Origin of the sequence: Streptomyces sp. A0958 (genome assembly GCF_004795035.1) — a bacterium.
Classification (GTDB): Bacteria; Actinomycetota; Actinomycetes; order Streptomycetales; family Streptomycetaceae; genus Streptomyces.
Genome location: NZ_SSBK01000021.1, coordinates 30,486 through 48,135, shown reverse-complemented (window position 1 = coordinate 48,135; position 17,650 = coordinate 30,486). Strand labels below are relative to the sequence as shown.

Annotated in this window: 17 protein-coding genes, 1 other RNA gene and 1 pseudogene; 7 read left to right on the top strand and 12 right to left on the bottom strand. The window is 72.8% G+C overall.

The window, feature by feature from the left end:
• Window positions 1-124 precede the first annotated feature (124 nt).
• The gene (eda, locus tag E6P78_RS20830) at window positions 125-745 is read right to left on the bottom strand and encodes a bifunctional 4-hydroxy-2-oxoglutarate aldolase/2-dehydro-3-deoxy-phosphogluconate aldolase (protein ID WP_136205144.1); all 621 of its coding nucleotides are present in this window, start codon (window positions 743-745) and stop codon (window positions 125-127) included.
• A gap of 64 nt (window positions 746-809) precedes the next feature.
• Window positions 810-1,610: a peroxide stress protein YaaA gene (gene yaaA / locus E6P78_RS20825; protein WP_136205143.1), complete on the bottom strand. Its 801-nt coding sequence runs from the start codon at window positions 1,608-1,610 to the stop codon at window positions 810-812.
• A gap of 280 nt (window positions 1,611-1,890) precedes the next feature.
• On the opposite strand from yaaA, the pseudogene E6P78_RS34015 reads away from it, so the two are divergent.
• Window positions 1,891-2,214, top strand: a pseudogene (locus E6P78_RS34015) (hypothetical protein); the annotation flags it as partial.
• Between the two features lie 24 nt (window positions 2,215-2,238).
• Here E6P78_RS34015 and E6P78_RS20810 read toward each other — a convergent pair.
• Both E6P78_RS20810 and E6P78_RS20805 read right to left on the bottom strand, forming a co-directional pair.
• Complete coding sequence (locus tag E6P78_RS20810; RefSeq protein WP_240799303.1) at window positions 2,239-3,042, bottom strand: hypothetical protein; 804 nt, start codon at window positions 3,040-3,042, stop codon at window positions 2,239-2,241.
• A gap of 26 nt (window positions 3,043-3,068) precedes the next feature.
• Entirely contained in the window at window positions 3,069-3,812 is a 744-nt protein-coding gene (locus E6P78_RS20805) for a MerR family transcriptional regulator (RefSeq protein ID WP_136205141.1), read from the bottom strand.
• A 150-nt stretch (window positions 3,813-3,962) separates the two neighbouring features.
• On the opposite strand from E6P78_RS20805, the gene E6P78_RS20800 reads away from it, so the two are divergent.
• Window positions 3,963-4,472, top strand: coding sequence for a helix-turn-helix domain-containing protein (locus E6P78_RS20800; protein ID WP_136205140.1), 510 nt, complete (start codon window positions 3,963-3,965; stop codon window positions 4,470-4,472).
• Between the two features lie 66 nt (window positions 4,473-4,538).
• Window positions 4,539-4,938, top strand: an RNA gene (gene rnpB, locus E6P78_RS20795) — RNase P RNA component class A.
• A gap of 186 nt (window positions 4,939-5,124) precedes the next feature.
• Here rnpB and E6P78_RS20790 read toward each other — a convergent pair.
• Entirely contained in the window at window positions 5,125-5,442 is a 318-nt protein-coding gene (locus E6P78_RS20790) for a hypothetical protein (protein ID WP_136205139.1), read from the bottom strand.
• A 182-nt stretch (window positions 5,443-5,624) separates the two neighbouring features.
• Between E6P78_RS20790 and E6P78_RS20785 the strand changes: the two genes are divergently transcribed.
• Both E6P78_RS20785 and E6P78_RS20780 read left to right on the top strand, forming a co-directional pair.
• Window positions 5,625-6,425: a MerR family transcriptional regulator gene (locus E6P78_RS20785; protein ID WP_136205138.1), complete on the top strand. Its 801-nt coding sequence runs from the start codon at window positions 5,625-5,627 to the stop codon at window positions 6,423-6,425.
• On the top strand, window positions 6,422-7,636 hold the full coding sequence (locus E6P78_RS20780; RefSeq protein ID WP_136205137.1) for a glycosyltransferase: 1,215 nt from the start codon (window positions 6,422-6,424) through the stop codon (window positions 7,634-7,636). Before E6P78_RS20785 ends, E6P78_RS20780 begins: the two co-directional genes overlap by 4 nt.
• A 29-nt stretch (window positions 7,637-7,665) precedes the next feature.
• On the opposite strand, the gene E6P78_RS20775 is transcribed toward E6P78_RS20780, so the two are convergent.
• The 4 genes from E6P78_RS20775 to E6P78_RS20760 form a co-directional block, all read right to left on the bottom strand.
• Entirely contained in the window at window positions 7,666-8,355 is a 690-nt protein-coding gene (locus E6P78_RS20775) for a class I SAM-dependent methyltransferase (RefSeq protein WP_240799302.1), read from the bottom strand.
• Between the two features lie 91 nt (window positions 8,356-8,446).
• Entirely contained in the window at window positions 8,447-8,992 is a 546-nt protein-coding gene (locus E6P78_RS20770) for an NUDIX hydrolase (protein WP_136205135.1), read from the bottom strand.
• A complete protein-coding gene (locus tag E6P78_RS20765; protein WP_136205134.1) occupies window positions 8,989-10,440 on the bottom strand; it encodes an NUDIX domain-containing protein in 1,452 nt (483 codons plus the stop codon). Before E6P78_RS20765 ends, E6P78_RS20770 begins: the two co-directional genes overlap by 4 nt.
• 41 nt (window positions 10,441-10,481) lie before the next feature.
• Window positions 10,482-12,329: an ABC transporter ATP-binding protein gene (locus tag E6P78_RS20760; protein WP_240799309.1), complete on the bottom strand. Its 1,848-nt coding sequence runs from the start codon at window positions 12,327-12,329 to the stop codon at window positions 10,482-10,484.
• Between the two features lie 508 nt (window positions 12,330-12,837).
• Here E6P78_RS20760 and E6P78_RS33070 point away from each other — a divergent pair.
• Entirely contained in the window at window positions 12,838-14,517 is a 1,680-nt protein-coding gene (locus tag E6P78_RS33070) for a cytochrome bc complex cytochrome b subunit (protein ID WP_136205132.1), read from the top strand.
• Here E6P78_RS33070 and E6P78_RS20750 read toward each other — a convergent pair.
• Window positions 14,478-14,867 (bottom strand): cytochrome c oxidase subunit 4, encoded by a 390-nt coding sequence (locus E6P78_RS20750; RefSeq protein WP_136205131.1) that lies wholly within the window; start codon window positions 14,865-14,867, stop codon window positions 14,478-14,480. The two genes, E6P78_RS33070 and E6P78_RS20750, sit on opposite strands and share 40 nt — an antisense overlap.
• Entirely contained in the window at window positions 14,864-16,582 is a 1,719-nt protein-coding gene (gene ctaD, locus E6P78_RS20745) for a cytochrome c oxidase subunit I (RefSeq protein WP_136205130.1), read from the bottom strand. The genes E6P78_RS20750 and ctaD overlap by 4 nt, the downstream gene beginning before the upstream one ends.
• Window positions 16,583-16,844: 262 nt before the next feature.
• Between ctaD and E6P78_RS20740 the strand changes: the two genes are divergently transcribed.
• Window positions 16,845-17,036 carry a DUF2795 domain-containing protein gene (locus E6P78_RS20740; protein WP_136205129.1) on the top strand — a complete coding sequence of 64 codons (192 nt, stop codon included), beginning with the start codon at window positions 16,845-16,847 and terminating at the stop codon, window positions 17,034-17,036.
• 140 nt (window positions 17,037-17,176) lie between these two features.
• Here the strand turns inward: E6P78_RS20740 and E6P78_RS20735 are convergent, their stop codons facing one another.
• Window positions 17,177-17,554: a VOC family protein gene (locus tag E6P78_RS20735; protein WP_136205128.1), complete on the bottom strand. Its 378-nt coding sequence runs from the start codon at window positions 17,552-17,554 to the stop codon at window positions 17,177-17,179.
• Between the last annotated feature and the right edge of the window lie 96 nt (window positions 17,555-17,650).

The following is a 17,650-nucleotide window of genomic DNA, read 5'->3' as shown; positions in this document are numbered from 1 at the left end:
GGCTGGGGGAGGCCTGCCGGAACCCGGGTCACCCGGCGTGCGGGTCACGTCCCCTACAAGGTGTCGTGCCCGGAATACCGGGGAGCATGCATGCCGATGCACGACGGGTTCTTCGCCGCCGCGTTCAGGCCCCCAGAGCCGCGGCCTCGGCGGCCAGCCGCTCCACCCGGTCCCAGTCCCGGGCCGCCACCGCGTCGCCGGGCACCATCCAACTGCCGCCCACACAGCCGACGTTGGGCAGGGCCAGATACGAGGGCGCGGAGGCGAGCGAGATGCCGCCGGTCGGGCAGAACCGGGCCTGGGGGAGCGGGGCGGAGAGGGCCTTCAGATAGGCCGTGCCGCCCGCCGCCTCGGCCGGGAAGAACTTCATCTCGGTGACCCCGCGCTCCAGCAGCGCGACCACCTCGGAGGTGGTCGAGACCCCCGGCAGGAACGGCAGCCCGGAACCCTTCATGGCGTCCAGCAACGAGTCCGTCCAGCCGGGGCTGACCAGGAACCGGGCCCCCGCCGCCACGGTGTCGGAGACGTTGCCTGCCGAGATCACCGTGCCGGCCCCGACGACCGCGTCCGGAACCTCCGCCGCGACGGCCCGGATCGCGTCCAGGGCAGCGGCGGTGCGCAGGGTGACCTCGATCGCCGGAAGCCCGCCCGCGACCAGGGCGCGGGCGAGCGGCACCGCGTCGGCCGCGTCCTCCAGGACGACGACGGGCACGACGGGGGCGAGGTCCAGCACGGAGGAGGTCATGCGCCCATCCTGCCTCGCTCAAGGCGCTATGCGCAACGAACGTTGCGCAGAATGCAACGCACTCTCAGTGGATCTCCGTGACGACCACATCGAGCTGCCAAGGGCGCCCCGGCCGGGCGGGGGCCTCGCCCTCGACGACGTACCCGAGGTCCCGCAGGACGGTCACCAGCTCGGCGGGCCCGGACGGCCGGGCCCCCGTGACGAGGAGGTCGCGCACCATCCGGCCCTTGGTGGCCTTGTTGAAGTGGCTGACCACGGACCGCTTCTCCACCCCGTCCACGACCTGCGCGTGCAGCACCCGCACGCTCGCCGTGCGCTCCGCGACCGCCCCCTTGGGCTTCCAGGCCGCCGTGTACGCGGACGAGCGCAGGTCCAGCACCAGCCCGTCGCCCGCCGCCTTGGGCATCACCTCGGCCATCGGCGTACGCCAGAACGCCCCGAGCGCGCCAAGACCCGGCAGCTTCACCCCCATCGAGCAGCGGTACGGAGGAATCCGGTCGCCCACCCGTACCGCGCCCCACAGCCCGGAGAACACCAGCAGCGACGTCCCGGCCCGGCGCCGGGCGGCCGCGTCGAGGGAGGCGAGGCCGAGCGCGTCGTACAGCACACCGGTGTACAGCTCCCCGGCCGGCCGCGTGCCCGCCGTCCGCAGCCCGGCGTTCTTCGCGACCTCACCCCGCAGCCCCTCGCTGAGCCCCAGCACCTCGCGGGCCTTCTCCTCGTCACCCGCGCACAGCTCCACGAGCCCGTCCAGCACGGCGGCCCGCGCCCCGGCCAGACCGGGCAGCGAAAGCGACTCGGGCTTCAGGGGCGCCCCGCGCCCCGAGGCGGCCTTTCCTTCGGAGGGCGGCAACAGCACGAGCACGGCGGTTCTCCTTCATACGTACGGGGAAGGGGCGCCGACCACGGCGTACGGGCCGTGCGGACGCCCCGGAGCCAGCGTACGGGGGCGGCCCACACGGACCCGCGCCGGTCGGTGGCGGCCGGTGGCAGCGTACGGGGGCGGCCCACACGGACCCGCGCCGGTCGGTGGCGGCCGGAGGCAGCCACGGACCGCGCTGCGGGATTCGGCGCCACCGGGGGCGCGACGGACCGCGCCCCGGGGCCGGGGGCGGGGGCGGCTGTCGGAGCCGAGGCCACCCGGGATGCCACGGACCGCGCCCCGGCGGGTCGGTGGCGGACGCAGGAGCCGACGCCACCGGGATGCCCCGCATTCCACCCCGCCCTACGCTCGATCCGTGCCCCGCCGCCATCTGCACATGACCGGCCCAGCCGACACCCCGCTGCGGGCGGCCCTGCTCAAGGACGAGGTGGGAGTGGTCTTCGACGCGTACGCGGTGGACGTGAAGGACAACGAACCGACCACGGGCACCGTCCACATCGACGCCCCGGCCGTCGTCGCCCGCATCGAGGACGGCCCCGCCCGCCTCCCCCCGGGTGAACGCCGCCAAGTCCACCTCAACCAGGCAGCCCCGCGAACGGTAAAGGCATTGTCACCCCGACCCGAGGGCTGCGAGGGCGGCGGGCGGGTCATCGACGTGGAACCGGACCGCGCGCGCCAGCCCTCGGCCTCCGAGCGGCCGTACGAAGCCGAGCGGCGCGTTCAGTTCCACGGTCACGGTGGTCTGGCCGCCGACGGCGAGGTCGAGCACGTCATCCGGGCCGAGCCGCACCAGCGCGCCGCGGCCCTCGGAGAAGCGCCGTTCGACCCGGGCGGTGGCGATCGCGTCGGCCGGAACCCGTAGATCGAACAGGGCGCCGTAGCGAATCCTCAGCGATCCGTCCGCGCCCACGACATGCGGCCGCGTCGCACAGGCGGCGTGCAGGGCGAGCACCAGCAGCATCCCGTAGACGTCCAGGACCAGCAGGACCCGCTGCACGGCGAGCCAGGGAATCAGCAGGGCGAGCATGACCGTCTCCACGGCCGAAACGAAGAGCAGGCCGTACATCATCGCCGTCTGCGGCCCCGTGTACGGGACGGCCAGCGCCCCCGCCGGGACGCCGTGGCGCCGCCGCACCACCCACAGCCCCAGACTCTGCAGCGCCCGCAGTTCGTGTGCGACGAGCCTGCGCGCCTTCACCGGTACGACCGCGCGCAGTACCGCACCCGTCGCCTCCCTCCGCCCGCCACCCGCCCGGCGCCGCACCCGCCACAGCCGCCCGACCAAGAAGGCCTCCACGACCAGCGCCGCCAGCACCGCCCCCTCCGCCCCGGCCAGTACGACACCCGGCACGCGCACGCCAGCGACCAGGCACACCCCCACGGCCGGCTCGACGGGCAGTACGGCCCCGGCCACGATCCGCGCACCCCGCACTGGCCCCCTCACCCGGCCCCTCCCCCCATCCGCACGGTCAGCGCCACCATCACCCGCCGCACCACCTCGGCCTGCGCGGGCGGACAGTCCGCCAGCAGCGCTTCCCCGAACCCCGCCACCGCCGGCCCCTCGTGCGCAATCGCCGCCAGCACCTCAGCCGGTACGAACGCAGCCAGCCGCCGGGCCAGTGGAGCAACACGCGGATCGTCCGCGGGCGCCGCGACGAGCGCGTCCAGTTCCTCGTACAGCCCGAGCACCGCCGGATCGTCGGCAAGAGGCCGCAGCGCCGCGTAAATGTCGCCGCTGCCCCCGTCGGCCGTGTCCAGCAGCGCCAGAAGCTCCCGGTCCCTGGCGGCGGTCGCCGAGCCGGTGACGGGCCCGGCGGCCAGGAGCGCGGCCAGCGCGGGGGAAGCGGTCTCGACAGTGGCCGGCGCCCCCTCCAGCAGCCCCGCCAGCCGCAGCCTCCGCCCCCGGATCTCCTCCTCCTGCCGCGCCAGATCGGCGTCCAGCTCACGCAGCACGTCCCCGAGCGGACGACCCGCGTCCCCGGCCACGACCTCCCGCACTTCGCCCAGGCCCAGCCCGAGCTCGGTCAGCCGCCGGATTCTTGCCAGCACCACGGCGTCGCGCACGCTGTAGGAGCGGTAGCCGTTGGGCCGGCGCCCGGGCTCGGCCAGCAGACCGACCCGGTGGTAATGCCGCACGGCTCGCGGGGTCAGCCCGACGAGCGCGGCGATCTCTCCGATGCGCATGGCGCCAGTAGAAACCCTGACGCTGCGACAAGGTCAAGACACCGTCGTCCCACACCGCGGCCTGGGGGCGGCCGCCGCCCTCCATCTCGTACGATCGCGAGTTCGGCCCCGCGCCCCCGCGCCCCGCGCCCGTACGACGGAAGGACCGGCGTGACCGACCGCGCCCGCCAGACCCAGATCCTGGCCGCCGCCCGCACCCTTTTGGAGCAGGAGGGCCCCGAAGCGCTGACCATGCGCCGGCTCGCCGGCCGGGTGGGCATCACGGCGCCGTCCCTCTACAAACACTTCCCGGACAAGTCGTCCGTGGTGAACGCCCTGGCCGACGCGATGCTGCGGGAGACCACCCAGGCGCTCGAAGCAGCGGAGACCGCCGCCCCGGGCTCGTTCCCGGCCCTGGCCGCCGCCTACCGCGCCCACGCCCTGGCCCACCCCCACCTCTACCGCCTCACCACCGCCCGCCCCCAACCCCAGGAACTGGAAGAACGCGCCGCCGCGCCCCTCTTCCGCGCCCTGTCCCACGACGAGGCCCGCGCCCGAGCGGCCTGGGCCTTCGCCCACGGCATGGTCGTCATGGAACTGAACGGCCGCTTCCCCACCCCCGCCGACGTCACCGCGGCCTGGACGGCAGGGATCGCCGCCTTCGCCGCGGGCCGCCTCTGACCTCCGGCACCGTTCCCGCCGGACCGGCGCCCCCGGCCGGGCGGGTAGCATGGGCGGCACGGCAGACGAGCCGGGCGGACGGCCGCGTGAGGATCTTCGGACCCTCCCGAGGAACGTCCGGGCTCCACAGGGCAGGGTGATGGCTAACGGCCACCCGGGGTGACCCGCGGGACAGTGCCACAGAAAACAGACCGCCTGGGACTCCGGTCCCCGGTAAGGGTGAAACGGTGGTGTAAGAGACCACCAGCGCCTGGGGTGACTCAGGCGGCTAGGTAAACCCCACCCGGAGCAAGGTCAAGAGGGAGCACCCCGGTGCTCCTGCGCGAACGCTTGAGGGCTGCCCGCCCGAGTTCGCGGGTAGACCGCACGAGGCCGGCAGCAATGCCGGTCCTAGATGGATGGCCGTCTCCCCGGCCGCCGCGAGGCGACCGGGTGACAGAACCCGGCGTACAGCCCGACTCGTCTGCCGCTACCGGCGGTGTCGCCATGCGGTCTGAAGCACGTGCACTTGTGGTGCGTAGGCCATCGGTTCGAATCCGATAGGGGCTCCAGGGGAAACCCGGGCCACGCAGCCCGGCCTCGGCGGTGCTCTTGCCGACCTGGGGCGGACGCTCTCCTGGAGAGCACGGCCTGTCGGGTGGTGACGTGGCGCCTACCAGTACGTACGCGTGATCTCGTCAGGCAGTCGCCCCTGCCGCTCCCCTTCCTGGAAGATCGCCGATGCCGCGATCAGGAAAGCACGGCGGAGCTTCGGGTCCGGGTCGGGGTTTTCCACGTTCCCGACGTTTTTGTCGAGGAGCATGTCGCCGAAGGTCGTTCCCTCCAGCGTGCAGGGGCGGGCGACTGATCCCTCCGGGTCGATCAGGATGTTCCCGGTGACACCTTCTGCGGTTTCCCAGGCGTAGACGGCTCCCGCTTCGAGAGAAGCGGTCCTCCTGCACGTCAGTGATGCTGTCACGGGGATGTCCACCGGTTCGCTGGTGCCAGGGGTTCGAGCACCGGAAATCCTAACCGTCCGCCGCGGAACAGCCGTTCGACCTTCCGGCGCCCGCGCAGCGAGAGGGACTTCGAGCTGGAATGGGCGGACCACGCACGGGTTGACTCTCCCCTTACGTCAGGCCCGATGCTTGGCGGCGACGAAAGGGCAGGTGGATGAGCTATTCCGTGGGGCAGGTCTCGGCCTTCGCCGGAGTGACGGTGCGTACGTTGCATCACTACGACAAGGCGGGGCTGCTCTCGCCCAGCGGCCGTAGTCAGGCCGGCTACCGGCTCTACGGCGACGCCGACCTGGTCCGGCTCCAGCAGATCCTTTTCTACCGCGAGCTCGGCTTCGCACTGGACGAGATCGCCGATCTCTTCAAGGACCCGCAGGCCAACGCCCTGGATCACCTGCGGTCCAGGCAGGAGCAGTTGCAGGCGGAGATCGCCAGGCTGCAACGGCTGTCCGAGGTGGCGCAACGGGCGATCGAGGTGCAGCGGACCGGGGTCTCCCTGACCCCGCAGGAACGCTTCGAGGTGTTCGGGGAGATCACCTTCGACCTGAGCTACGCCACCGAGGCGGAGCTCAAATGGGCGCACTCGCCGGGTCAGCGCGAGGCCATGGCCCGCGCCGCAGCCCACACCAAGGAGGACTGGCGGCAGCTCATGGGCGAGGCCACGGCCTGGCGCGCGGAGTTGCTGGCGGCCTTCGACGAGGGGGAGGCGAGCGACGGCGAGCGGGCCATGGACCTGGCCGAGGAGCACCGCCTGCACATCTCGCGCTGGTTCACCTCCTGCCCGCCCGACATGCACCGGCGCATCGCGGACGACTTCGCCGCCGATCCACGTGCCTTCGCCCTGGTCGTACCGGCGCCCCAGCAGCGCCCGGGCCTGGCCGCCCATCTGTGCAAGGCCGTCCACGCCAACGCGGCCCGTCGGGCCGCCGACCGTACCGGTGCCGAGGAGGAGCGATGAGGATACTGATCGCCGCGGCCGGATCGCGTGGCGATGTCGCGCCCTACACGGGCCTGGGCGCCGCACTGCGCGCGGCCGGCCACGACGTCGCTCTCGCCACCACGGACGCCTTCGCGCCCCTCGTCCGCGATGCCGGGCTGGAGTTCCGCGGCCTCCCCGCCGACCCGCACAAGGGGGGTGCGGGTACGGGGCGACGAGAACTCATGCGGACCGCCGCCGCGTTCATCGCCGACTTGGGCCAGGGGTTCGCCGACGCGATGGCCGACGGTACGGATCTGCTGCTGCTGTCGACCACGACGGCCCCGCTCGGCTGGCACCTCGCCGAAGCCACCGGCGCCCCGAGCCTCGGCGTGTACCTCCAGCCCACGGTCCCGACCGGCGACTTCCCGCCCGTCGTCACCGGCTCCCGCTCACTGGGCCGCCCCGCCAACCGCGCGGCCGGGCGCTTCGCCCTGCGGATGACCGACCGCCTCTACGCGCCGGCGGTGGCCCGGCTGCGCGACCGCCTCGGGCTGCCCCCGGCCTCGCCCGCCGAGACGCGCCGGCGACAGGAGCGCGCGAACCGGCCCATCGTGCACGGCTTCAGCACGGCCCTGGTGCCCAGGCCCTCCGACTGGCGTCCGGGCCTGCACGTGGTGGGCAACTGGTGGCCCCACCACGCAGCGGCCGAACGGCTGCCCACGGACCTGGAGGACTTCCTGCGCGCCGGACCCCCGCCCGTCCTCATCGGCTTCGGGAGCATGGCGGCCGGTGAGGGGGAACGGCTGAGCGGGGTCGCCGTGCGGGCCCTGCGCCGTGCCGGGTTGCGCGGCATCCTCCAGGCCGGCAGCGCCGGGCTCGCCGCCGACGGCGACGACGTGCTCACCGTCGGGGACGTACCGCACGCCCTGCTGTTCCCTCGGCTGGCCGCGGTCGTCCACCACGCCGGGGCCGGCACCTCGGCCGCCGCACTGCGCGCCGGGGTTCCCGCGGTCACCGTCCCGGTGACGGCCGACCAGCCGTTCTGGGCCCGGCGGCTCGCCGCCATCGGCGCCGCCGACGAGCCGATCCCCTTCCGCTCCCTCACTGCCGAACGGCTCGCCGACGCACTCGGCCGCGTCGTGCGACAGAGGGCCTACGCGGAAGCCGCCGCGAAGGCCGCCCACCACATGGCGGGGGAGGACGGTGCAGGGCGAACCGTCGAGGTCATCCAGCGGCTGACCGAGGGGTGAGAGACGGCAGACCCCCGGCCGTTCGCGGCCTACCGCCGGCCCCGAAGGCCACCGGGAAGGCCGGGAAGGCCGAGAAGGTCAGGAAGGTCAAGAGGGTCACCAGCAGAACCCGGCCCGCGCTGGTTGGTGACCACGGCCGTCGCACCCAGCACGGCCTGCGGCGCCGGGCGGAGCTTCTCCACGGCGGTGAACGAACCGCCGGGCCCGCGCAGCACCAGCAGCGCCAGGCCCTCCGCGTCGAATCTCTCCGCCTCATCGAAACCGTCCGCGAGGAGGCTCAGCTCGTCCTCGTCCGGGGCGATGTGCCGACGCGCCTCCGGGGTGTGCTCCGCGACGGGGGTGATGACGACGAGCGCGCCGCCCTCGCGTAGCCGTGTGCCCAGTGCGTGCAGGAGGCGGGTGCGGTCGTGGATGAAGGCGATGCACAGCCGCATCGTGATCAGGTCGTACCCGGGGGCGGTCTCCCCGGGCGGATCGGGCAGCTCGTCGTGCTCGACGTCCAGGCAGAGGAAGCGAACCTCCCGCACTGCGGCGTACTGCGCGCGGGCCCGGATGAGCGCCTCCTGTGTGAAGTCGACGGCGTCCACGTCGTAGCCCATCGCGGCCAGGGCGGCGGCGAGTTCACCCGTACCGCAGCCGACCTCCAGGGCGCGGGCGGCCCGTCCGCCCTCGGGGGCCGGTACGTGCTCGGTCAGCAGCGCCCGTTCACGTGGACCCAAGGGGCGAAACCCCAGACCTTGCGCGTAGTGCTTCCGCCATGTCTCCGTGCGGTCCTGCTTCAACGTCCGTCTCCCCTCGTCACCGCGCTGTTCATGCGTCCCCCCACCCCCACGCGTCGAAGTACGCGGCCGTGCCCGTCAGCCTGGCCGTCATCACCGCTTCGAGGCGGGCGAAGTCCTGCGGGGGCATCAGGGGGTACCACTCCTCCAGGGACAGGGCCCGGACCGCGTCGTGCTCGTCCGGGTCCAGGACGATGGCGCGGATCTGGTCGTCCGTGAGCCGGCCGCCGTCGAAGACGCAGCCCGAGGTACTGAACGGCCAGTCGGGGCCGGGCGGGCCGAAGACCGAGGCCAGCAGGCGGGGCGGGCCCGGGACCTCGATGCCCGTCTCCTCCCGGCACTCCCGCCGCGCCGTCTCCCAGGGCCGCTCGCCGTGGTCCATCGTGCCGCCGGGGAACTGCCAGGGGTGCGTCCGGGAGTACGTGGCCCGCAGCTGCACCGGGCGGTCCTGCCTGTCGGTGAAGAACACGCAGGCGAAACCGGTCGACTTGGGCACCGAGCGGGCGTACTCCTCCGGCGGGAGCATGACCCGCCCGGGCGCCTCACGGGGGCCGGGGAACGTGCCGGTCTCGTTCATGCCGACCCCCAGCCCAGCTCGGTGAACAGGCGGCCGGCGCGGATGCCCTCGATCGCGGCGCGGGTGTAGGGGACGATCGGGTCGGGAAGGGCGTCCACGGGCCACCAGCCCCAGGACACGCACCGGTCGGGTTCGTACACCGCCGGCTCGCCCCGGGCCTCCGCGCGGAGGAAGAGCTGCATCCTCGGCGGCCCGCCCGTGGCGTCCACCAGGTGCACCACGTGGACCAGTTCGGCTGCGGCCGGGTCGACGACGAGGCCCGCCTCCTCCCACGCCTCGCGCGCCAGGCAGTCGGCGGCGCTCTCCCGCTCGCAGTGCCCGGCCAGGACGTGGTGGACGTTCCCCGCGTACGCGCTGTCCGGGTGCCTCAGGCCCAGCAGGACCTTGCCCTCGCGCTCCAGGTAGAGGTGCACGCCGACGACGCGCGGCACCGCTCCGGTCCCCGATGCCGGTTTCGGGGGGCCGGCCTGCCGCGCGTGCCGTTGGACCAGCGCGAGGGTCGAGGGCGCCATCCGCAGCCGGGGCATCATCTGCGGGTCGAACCAGGCCAGCATGACGCCCTCCGTCAGGGGCAGGGCGGCGGCGTCGCCGTTCCAGCGGCCGGTGAAGATCTGGATGAGGACGGTCGTGCCGTCGAGGCCGATGGCCTCCTCCACCGCGAATGGTTGGAGGTGGGGGAGCGTGAGGCCGGTCTCCTCGTGCAGTTCGCGGCGGGCCGTCGCCTCCGGTGAGGTGTCCTGCCGTTCCCGGCCGCCGCCGAGGACCGACCAGGCGCCCGGCTCCCAGATCCGGCCCGGGTAGTGGTCGCGCAGATGCAGCAGGTACTCGCCCCGGTCGTTGCGGATGAGGACGGAGGCGTTCAGCGGCTCCGGGCCCGTGTCCAGGCGTGCGGCGAGGAGCTTGGCGCGCAGGGACGGGCAGGTGGCCTCGGTGAGCGGCAGCCAGGTCGCCGCCGAGACCTCGTCCGCCCGGAGGGTGGTCCCGACGGCCTCCGGTACGAGGTGGAACACGTACCGGAAGTCGTAGTGGCGGTGCGCGGGTTCGCCCTTGGCGGGGTTCGCGTCGATGTCGTGTACGTCGATGTCGGCCGGCTCGGTGAGGAAGGCGGCGGTGTGGCAGAGCTGTGCGGCCGGGATGCCGGTCTCCTCCTCCACCTCGCGCAGGGCGGCCCCGAGCAGGGTCACGTCGCCCGGCTCCACATGGCCGCCCGGGGCGAGCAGCAGGCCGCCCGTCGCGTTGTGGCGCACGTGCAGGACCCGCCCGTCGCGGTCGACGACGGCGGCGCTGCACGTGATGTGTCCGGGCAGCGTCGTCCGGGCGGTGGGATCGTCCGGCGCGTCCAGTGCCGCCAACAGCGGCGCGAGGGCGTGCCGTTCGGCCGGGTGGCGGGCCAGGTAGGCGGTCACCACGGCGTGGATGTGGGAGCGGGAGGGGGGTGGTTGGGGCATGGTGGCGCCTTTCGTTGCGGGGGAGCGGTGTCGTCGGTCGGTCAGGGGGTGGCCGGGTCCTCGCCCGTGCGTTGTTGCAGGTCCCACAGCGTCCTGAACAGGCCTGGCTCGCGGGTCAGTTGTTCGTACGTGCCCTCCTGCACGATCCGTCCACCGTCCAGGACCACGATCCGGTCGGCGATGCTGACGTTGCTGAGGCGGTGGGTGATCAGCAGGACCGCCCGGTCCTTGGCCAGGTCCCGCAGGCCGGTGAAGATGCGGTACTCGGCCCGGGCGTCCAGCGCCGCCGTGGGCTCGTCCATCACCAGCAGGGACGCCTGGCGGTGGAACGCCCGGGTCAGGACCGTGCGCTGCCACTGCCCGCCGGACAGTTGCTGGCCGCCGAACCACTCCGCCGTGAGCAGCGTGTCGAGGCCGGAGCGCAGCGCGGGCAGCATGTCGACCGCCCCTGACGCCTCGCAGGCGGCGAGGACGGCCGCGTCGCTGGTGTCGCCCTGGCCGAAGGTGATGTTGTCGCGCATGGTCAGCGGCAGGTACGTGTACTTCTGCGGGACCAGCGCGACGTGTCGCCACGCCTCCCACGGGTCGAGCTCGGCGGTCGTGGTGTGGCCCCAGGCCACCGCGCCGGTCGTCGGCAGCAGCAGCCCGCACAGCAGCCGGGACAGGGTGGTCTTGCCCGAGCCGTTCTCCCCGACCAGGGCCACGATCTCGCCGCGCTTCACGTGCAGGGAGATCCCGGCGAGGCTGTCGGCGGGCGCGCCGTCGTACCGGTAGGTGAGGTCGCGGGCCTCGAACCGCTCCGGCGCGGCCGACAGGGTCCTGGTGCCCCGGGAGACCACCATCGCCTGGCCGTGGGCGTTGTCGAGGAACCGCTGCCAGTCCTGGACGTACCAGCCGGTACGCACCAGCCGCGCCCCGCCGTTGATGATGCCGCGCACGGACGTGGTGGCCGTCTGGAGCGCGAAGACGGCGCCGCCGCCCGCCGCGAGGTCCATGCGGCCGGTGGCCAGGAGGTACAGCAGCGCCGCCCACACGCCGGCCGAGGCGACCCCGCCGACGGCGGCACCGGCCAGACCCATCCACGCCCCGGTGTCGGCGGCCCTGCGTTCGGCGGCGTTCACGGACGTCGCGAGACGGCGGTACCGCCCGGTGAGGAACGGGCCGGCCAGGCAGGCCCGCATCTCCTCGCTGGACTCCGTGTACGCCATGTGCCAGCGCAACTTGGACAGCATGCGGCGACGCCCGGACGTCTCCAGGCCCGCCAGGTACAGGACACGGGCCGCCCGTACGTACGCGGCGGCCTGCGGCAGGCACGCGACCAGGAGCAGCGGCAGGAGCGCCGGGTGCAGGACCGCGAGCACGGTCGCCCCGGCGGCGAGCGTGGCGGTGGCGGCCAGCACGTCCTGGGACTCGGCCACGAGGTCGGGGGTGACCTGGGCGCCCCGGTCCGCGATGTCGTAGAAGTCGTTGTACCCGGGCATGTTGTTCGCCGCGAGCTCCGCACCGAGCGCGGCCTCGATCATCGTCAGCTCCGCCGCACGGGCCAGGACCGGCCGCAGCCTGCCCGTCAGCCACGTCACCACGACCCCCAGCAGCGCGCGCACCCCGGCGGCCGCCGCGATGACCGTCAACTGCGGGGCCGCGTCCCACAGCCGGTCCGTGATGTCACCGGAGGAGACCAGCGCGGTGATGGTGCTCGTGACCGCGAGCAGCCCCAGCGCGGCCAGCACCCCGCCGCCCACCTGGCAGGCCAGCAGACCCGCCGTCGCCGCCCGGTCCACCTGCCAGGCCATCCGCAGCGACCGGAGCACCAGCGCGGGCAGCCGCCGCGCCATCGTGCCGCTCGTCAGCTGCGCACCGGCCTGCAGCCGGGACTCGTCCCGGTACAGGAACTCCTCCCGCCGCGCCGCGCTTCCGCTTCCGCCCGCGCTTCCGCTTCCGCCCGCGCTCCCGCTTCCGCCTTCCGGTGGTGCTTCCGTCTCCGTGCTCGCTGTGTCCGCACTCAGCTGTTCAGGCGTGCCGGCCGAAGTCAACGTGGCCCCCTCTGTGGTCGGTCGCGGCTGGGTCACCTGGCCTAACGACCGCCCCCTGAACTCGAACACCTGTGTTTCGGTCGGCCTCCGAGCCCCGCCGTGCAGGGCCGTACGGGCGTGCGGGATACATCCACCCGTGCCCCGCACGGGGCCCGCCTCGGTGAGAGGTTGGCCGAAACGCCGAGAGCAGCGCGCGCCGGCACCCGAGCCTCCCGCTCGCGCGCCGGTGCACGCGGGCGTCGGCCGAGCGGCGCAAGAGCGCGGCACCGTTGCGACGAACCCGGCGCGCGCCCCGTGACAGCGGACGATCCGGGGGTACCCCTTCCGTCGAGCGCGGAACAACCGGCCGACCGAGAGGCGACTCGTGCTGCTGTCGAAGAAGAGGGCGCGTGCGAAGGGCAAGGCGCGGCGGATGGGGGAGGAGGCGGCGAACGCCGTCGACGCGCGGCTCCCGCTCGCCGAGGCGGCCAGGGCACTCCTGCGCAAGGCCTTCCCGGACCACTGGTCCTTCCTCCTCGGCGAGCTGGCCCTCTACAGCTTCGTCGTCCTCCTGATCACCGGGGTGTACCTGACGCTGTTCTTCCAGCCGTCGATGACCGAATCGGTGTACGTCGGCTCGTACGCGCCCCTGCACGGGGTCCGCATGTCGGAGGCGTACGCCAGCACGCTCCGCATCAGCTTCGACGTACGCGGCGGGCTGCTGGTCCGGCAGATCCACCACTGGGCGGCGCTCGTCTTCGTCGCCTCGATCGGTGTGCACATGCTGCGGGTCTTCTTCACCGGCGCGTTCCGCAGGCCCCGCGAGATCAACTGGACGGTGGGGGTGACGATGTTCCTCCTCGCCCTCCTGGAGGGCTTCGCCGGCTACTCGCTCCCCGACGACCTGCTCTCCGGCACGGGGCTGCGCACCGCGCAGGGCATCATGCTGTCGCTCCCGGTCGTCGGGACCTATGTGAGCTTCTTCGTGTTCGGCGGCCAGTACCCGGGCGACGACATCGTCTCGCGGCTCTACCCGGTGCACATCCTGCTCGTCCCCGGCCTTCTCCTCGCCCTGGTCAGCCTGCACCTGCTGCTCATCGTGCACCTGAAGCACACACAGTGGGCCGGGCCGGGCCGGACCGGCCGCAACGTGGTCGGCCAGCCGTTCTTCCCGCAGTACGTGGCGAAGTCGGCCGGTCTCTTCTTCATGGTCTTCGGCGTGCTCGCCCTGCTGGGCGCCCTCGCGCAGATCAACCCCGTCTGGAACTACGGGCCGTACCGCACCGACCAGGTCTCCACCGGCGCCCAGCCCGACTGGTACGTCGGCTTCCTGGAGGGGGCGCTGCGGCTCATGCCCGGCGTCGAGACCCGGCTGTGGGGCCACACCCTGATGTGGAACCCGCTGGTGCCCGGGGTGCTGCTGCCCGGCGCCCTCTTCCTCGTCCTGTACGCCTATCCCTTCTTCGAGCGTTGGATCACCGGGGGCTCCGGCGAGCGCCACGTCTGCGACCGCCCGCGCGACCGGCCGGTCCGCACCGGGCTCGGGGTCGGCGCCCTGACGGCCTACGCGGTGCTCCTGCTCGCCGGTGCGCAGGACGTGATCGCCGACATCTTCGACGTACCGGTGCACGCGCTGACCTGGGCGTTCCGCATCGCCCTGTTCGTCCTGCCGCCGGTGGCGTTCGTGGTGACCGACCGGCTCTGCCTGGCCCTCCAGGCGCGGGACCGGGAGCTGCTGGAGGACGGCGAGGAGACCGGGGGCGTACGCCAGTCGGTCGAGGGCGGCTACCGGCCGGAGCACCAGCGGCTGCCCGACGACAAGCGGTACGTCCTGCTGGCCAGGGACCTGCCCCGGCCGCTCGACCTGCCCGCACCCCGGCGCGCCCCCGCCCGCACCCGCCTCGTCCTGCGGCTGCGGTCCGCCCTCAGCCACTGGTACTACCGCGACCAGGTGCGGCCCGGGCTGACTCCGGAGCAGGAGGAGCAGGCCAGGGCGCTGCTGGCCGGGCCCCGGCGGTCCGGGCGTCAGCGCGCGGGGTCGGGGTTCTGGAAGACGAAGCCGTAGACGCCCGGGATCAGCACGCCGACCCCGATGAGGAACAGCCACAGACCCTGGACGGTGCCCAGGCCGAGCAGCGCCGTACCGGCCGCGCTGATGGCCGGGTAGTAGCTGCGCGCGGGGAAGTAGCCGCGCCGGCCGCTCACTTCATGGACGCGCACGTCCTTGCGGTCCTCGGGGCGCGGGCCCGTCCGGTAGGCCTGCCGCCACAGGAAGGCGGCGATCAGCGCCCCCATGAGCCCGGACACGGTGAGCGCCGCGATACCCGCCGGGTCGGGTGCGTACACCGCGTAGATCGAGCAGGTCACCGCGAAGAACAACGCCACCCCGGTGAAGAGCCACGCCTCGCCCCTCATCGACCCGCCCTCCCCGCACCGTCGGCGGCGGATTGCCGGGGCACCGGGGTGCCCGCCTCCGGGTGGTGCAGGTCGAAGGCGGGCGACTCGGAGCGGATACGGGGCAGCGCGTGGAAGTTGTGCCGGGGCGGCGGGCAGCTGGTCGCCCATTCCAGCGAGCGGCCCCAGCCCCACGGGTCGTCACTGGTGACCTTGACGCCGTACCGCCACGTCTTCCAGACGTTGTAGAGGAACGGCAGCGTGGACAGGCCCAGCAGGAACGCCCCGATGGTGGACAGGGTGTTGAGCGTGGTGAACCCGTCCGCGGCCAGGTAGTCCGCGTACCGGCGGGGCATGCCCTGTTCGCCCAGCCAGTGCTGGACGAGGAAGGTGAGCTGGAAGCCAACGAACAGCGTCCAGAAGTGGATCTTCCCGAGGCGTTCGTCGAGCATGCGGCCGGTGAACTTCGGCCACCAGAAGTAGAACCCGGCGAACGTGGCGAAGACGATCGTCCCGAACAGGACGTAGTGCAGGTGGGCGACGACGAAGTACGAGTCGGTCAGGTGGAAGTCCATCGGCGGCGACGCCACGAGCACGCCCGTGAGCCCGCCGAGCAGGAAGGTGACGAGGAAGCCCACGGACCAGAGCATCGGCGTCTCGAACGACAGCGAGCCGTGCCACATCGTGCCGATCCAGTTGAAGAACTTCACCCCCGTCGGCACCGCGATCAGGAACGACATCAGCGAGAAGAACGGAAGCAGCACCCCGCCCGTCGCGAACATGTGGTGCGCCCAGACCGTGGCCGAGAGCCCGGTGATGGCGACGGTGGCGCCGACCAGGCCGATGTAGCCGAAGGCCGGTTTACGGCTGAACACCGGCAGGATCTCGGTGACCACGCCGAAGAACGGCAGCGCCACGATGTACACCTCGGGATGGCCGAAGAACCAGAACATGTGCTGCCACAGCAGCGCCCCGCCGTTGGCCGCGTCGAAGACGTGCGCCCCGAACTTCCGGTCCGCCTCCAGGGCGAGCAGCGCCGCCGTCAGCACCGGGAAGGCGAGCAGCGCCAGGATCGAGGTGAACAGCACGTTCCAGGTGAAGATCGGCATCCGGAACAGCGTCATCCCCGGGGCCCGCAGGCAGATGATCGTGGTGATGAAGTTGACCGACCCGAGGATCGTGCTCAGCCCCGAGACGACGAGCCCCATCACCCACAGGTCCGCGCCCGTCCCCGGCGAGAACACCGGCCCGTTCAGCGGCGCGTACGCGAACCAGCCGAAGGAGGCCGCGCCGTTGGCCGTCAGGAACCCCGAGACGACCATCAGCCCGCCGAAGAGGTACACCCAGTACGTGTACGCGTTCAGCCGGGGGAACGCCACGTCCGGCGCCCCGATCTGCAGGGGCATGATCGCGTTGGCGAAGCCGGTGAAGGTCGGGGTGGCGAACAGCAGCATCATGATCGTGCCGTGCACGGTGAACAGCTGGTTGTACTGCTCGTGCGAGACGATCTGCATGCCGGGCCGGGCGAGTTCGGCGCGCATCACCATGGCCAGCGCGCCGGCGAACAGGAAGAACGTGAACGAGGTGACCAGGTACATGTTGCCGATGACCTTGTGATCGGTCGTCGACAGCAGCTTCAGCAGCCGCGCGCCCCCGCCGACCCGCCGCTCGGTCCCTGCCCGCTCCCCCCGCCCTTCCGTCGGCGCCGTTCCTCGTTTTTCGTCCAGCGACGCCATACACCCTCCCGATCGGAGCCGGTCCGCAGACGGCACGGCGGCGGCCACCGGCCATCATGGGCCCGGCGGGCCGCCGAGCCCGTCACCAGCGGCGTGTACCCGGGTTAGCGCTACCCGAACGGACGACGGGGGGAAGGTCGGGGCGGTCTCCACGGCTGCCGGAATCCCGTGGAGGGCTCCGTTGTGGTTACGGCGACCGGGCATTCGGGTCACGGGCGGCGCGGCGGTGACACACGGCGCCCGGCACGGGTACCTCGTTCCCATGAACGCGAACCCCATTGAACTGCAGAAGTGTCTCAGCGGCGTCGGCTACCCCGCCGGCAAGGACGCGATCGTGGAGCAGGCACGCAAGAACGGTGCCGGTGACGAGGTCATGGCAGCGCTGAAGGGCCTGCCGGAGAAGCAGTACGAATCGCCCGCCGAGGTCAACAAGGAGGTCGCCCAGGAGAGCTGAACCAGGCCGTCAGCGGGCGTCACGCAGGGGGCCAGGGGTGGTCGGGCCGCTGATCGGGAGGCGTCGAGCCGCCTTCCCCGCCACCCTTGTCCCCCTTGTCCGTCCCGTGCGCGTGCCTCCCGGCCCCGGGTGGCCTCGGATCAGCGATGCGTCAGCACGTTGATCACGCGCCCGTTCGGGTCGCGTACGAAGAAGCGGCGCACGCCCCACTCCTCGTCGTGCAGGCCGTACACGATCTCCGCGCCGGCGCCGACCAGTGCGGCGTGCACCGCGTCCACGTCCTCCACCTCCACGCTCAGGTCCGGGGTGACCGGTCCCGTCCTGTCGGCGGTCATGACGCTGATCTGGGCCGCGGGCCGGGTGGGCGACGCCAGGGTCATGATCCAGCCGTGGTTCATGACCTCCTCGAAGCCCAGCAGGCCGTAGAACGCGGCGTTGTCCCGCAGCGCCGCCGCGCCGGCCTCCGTGTCGTCGCTCGCACCGACCGGGATGTTGGGAACCACACGGCGGATGGACATGAGGCACTCCTGTCACGTTGATGACGTCCAGTCACTCGCCCCAGACTAGGACCTGTCGTCGGATTCCCGTGGTTCGCCCGGATGGCGGGCCGGCCC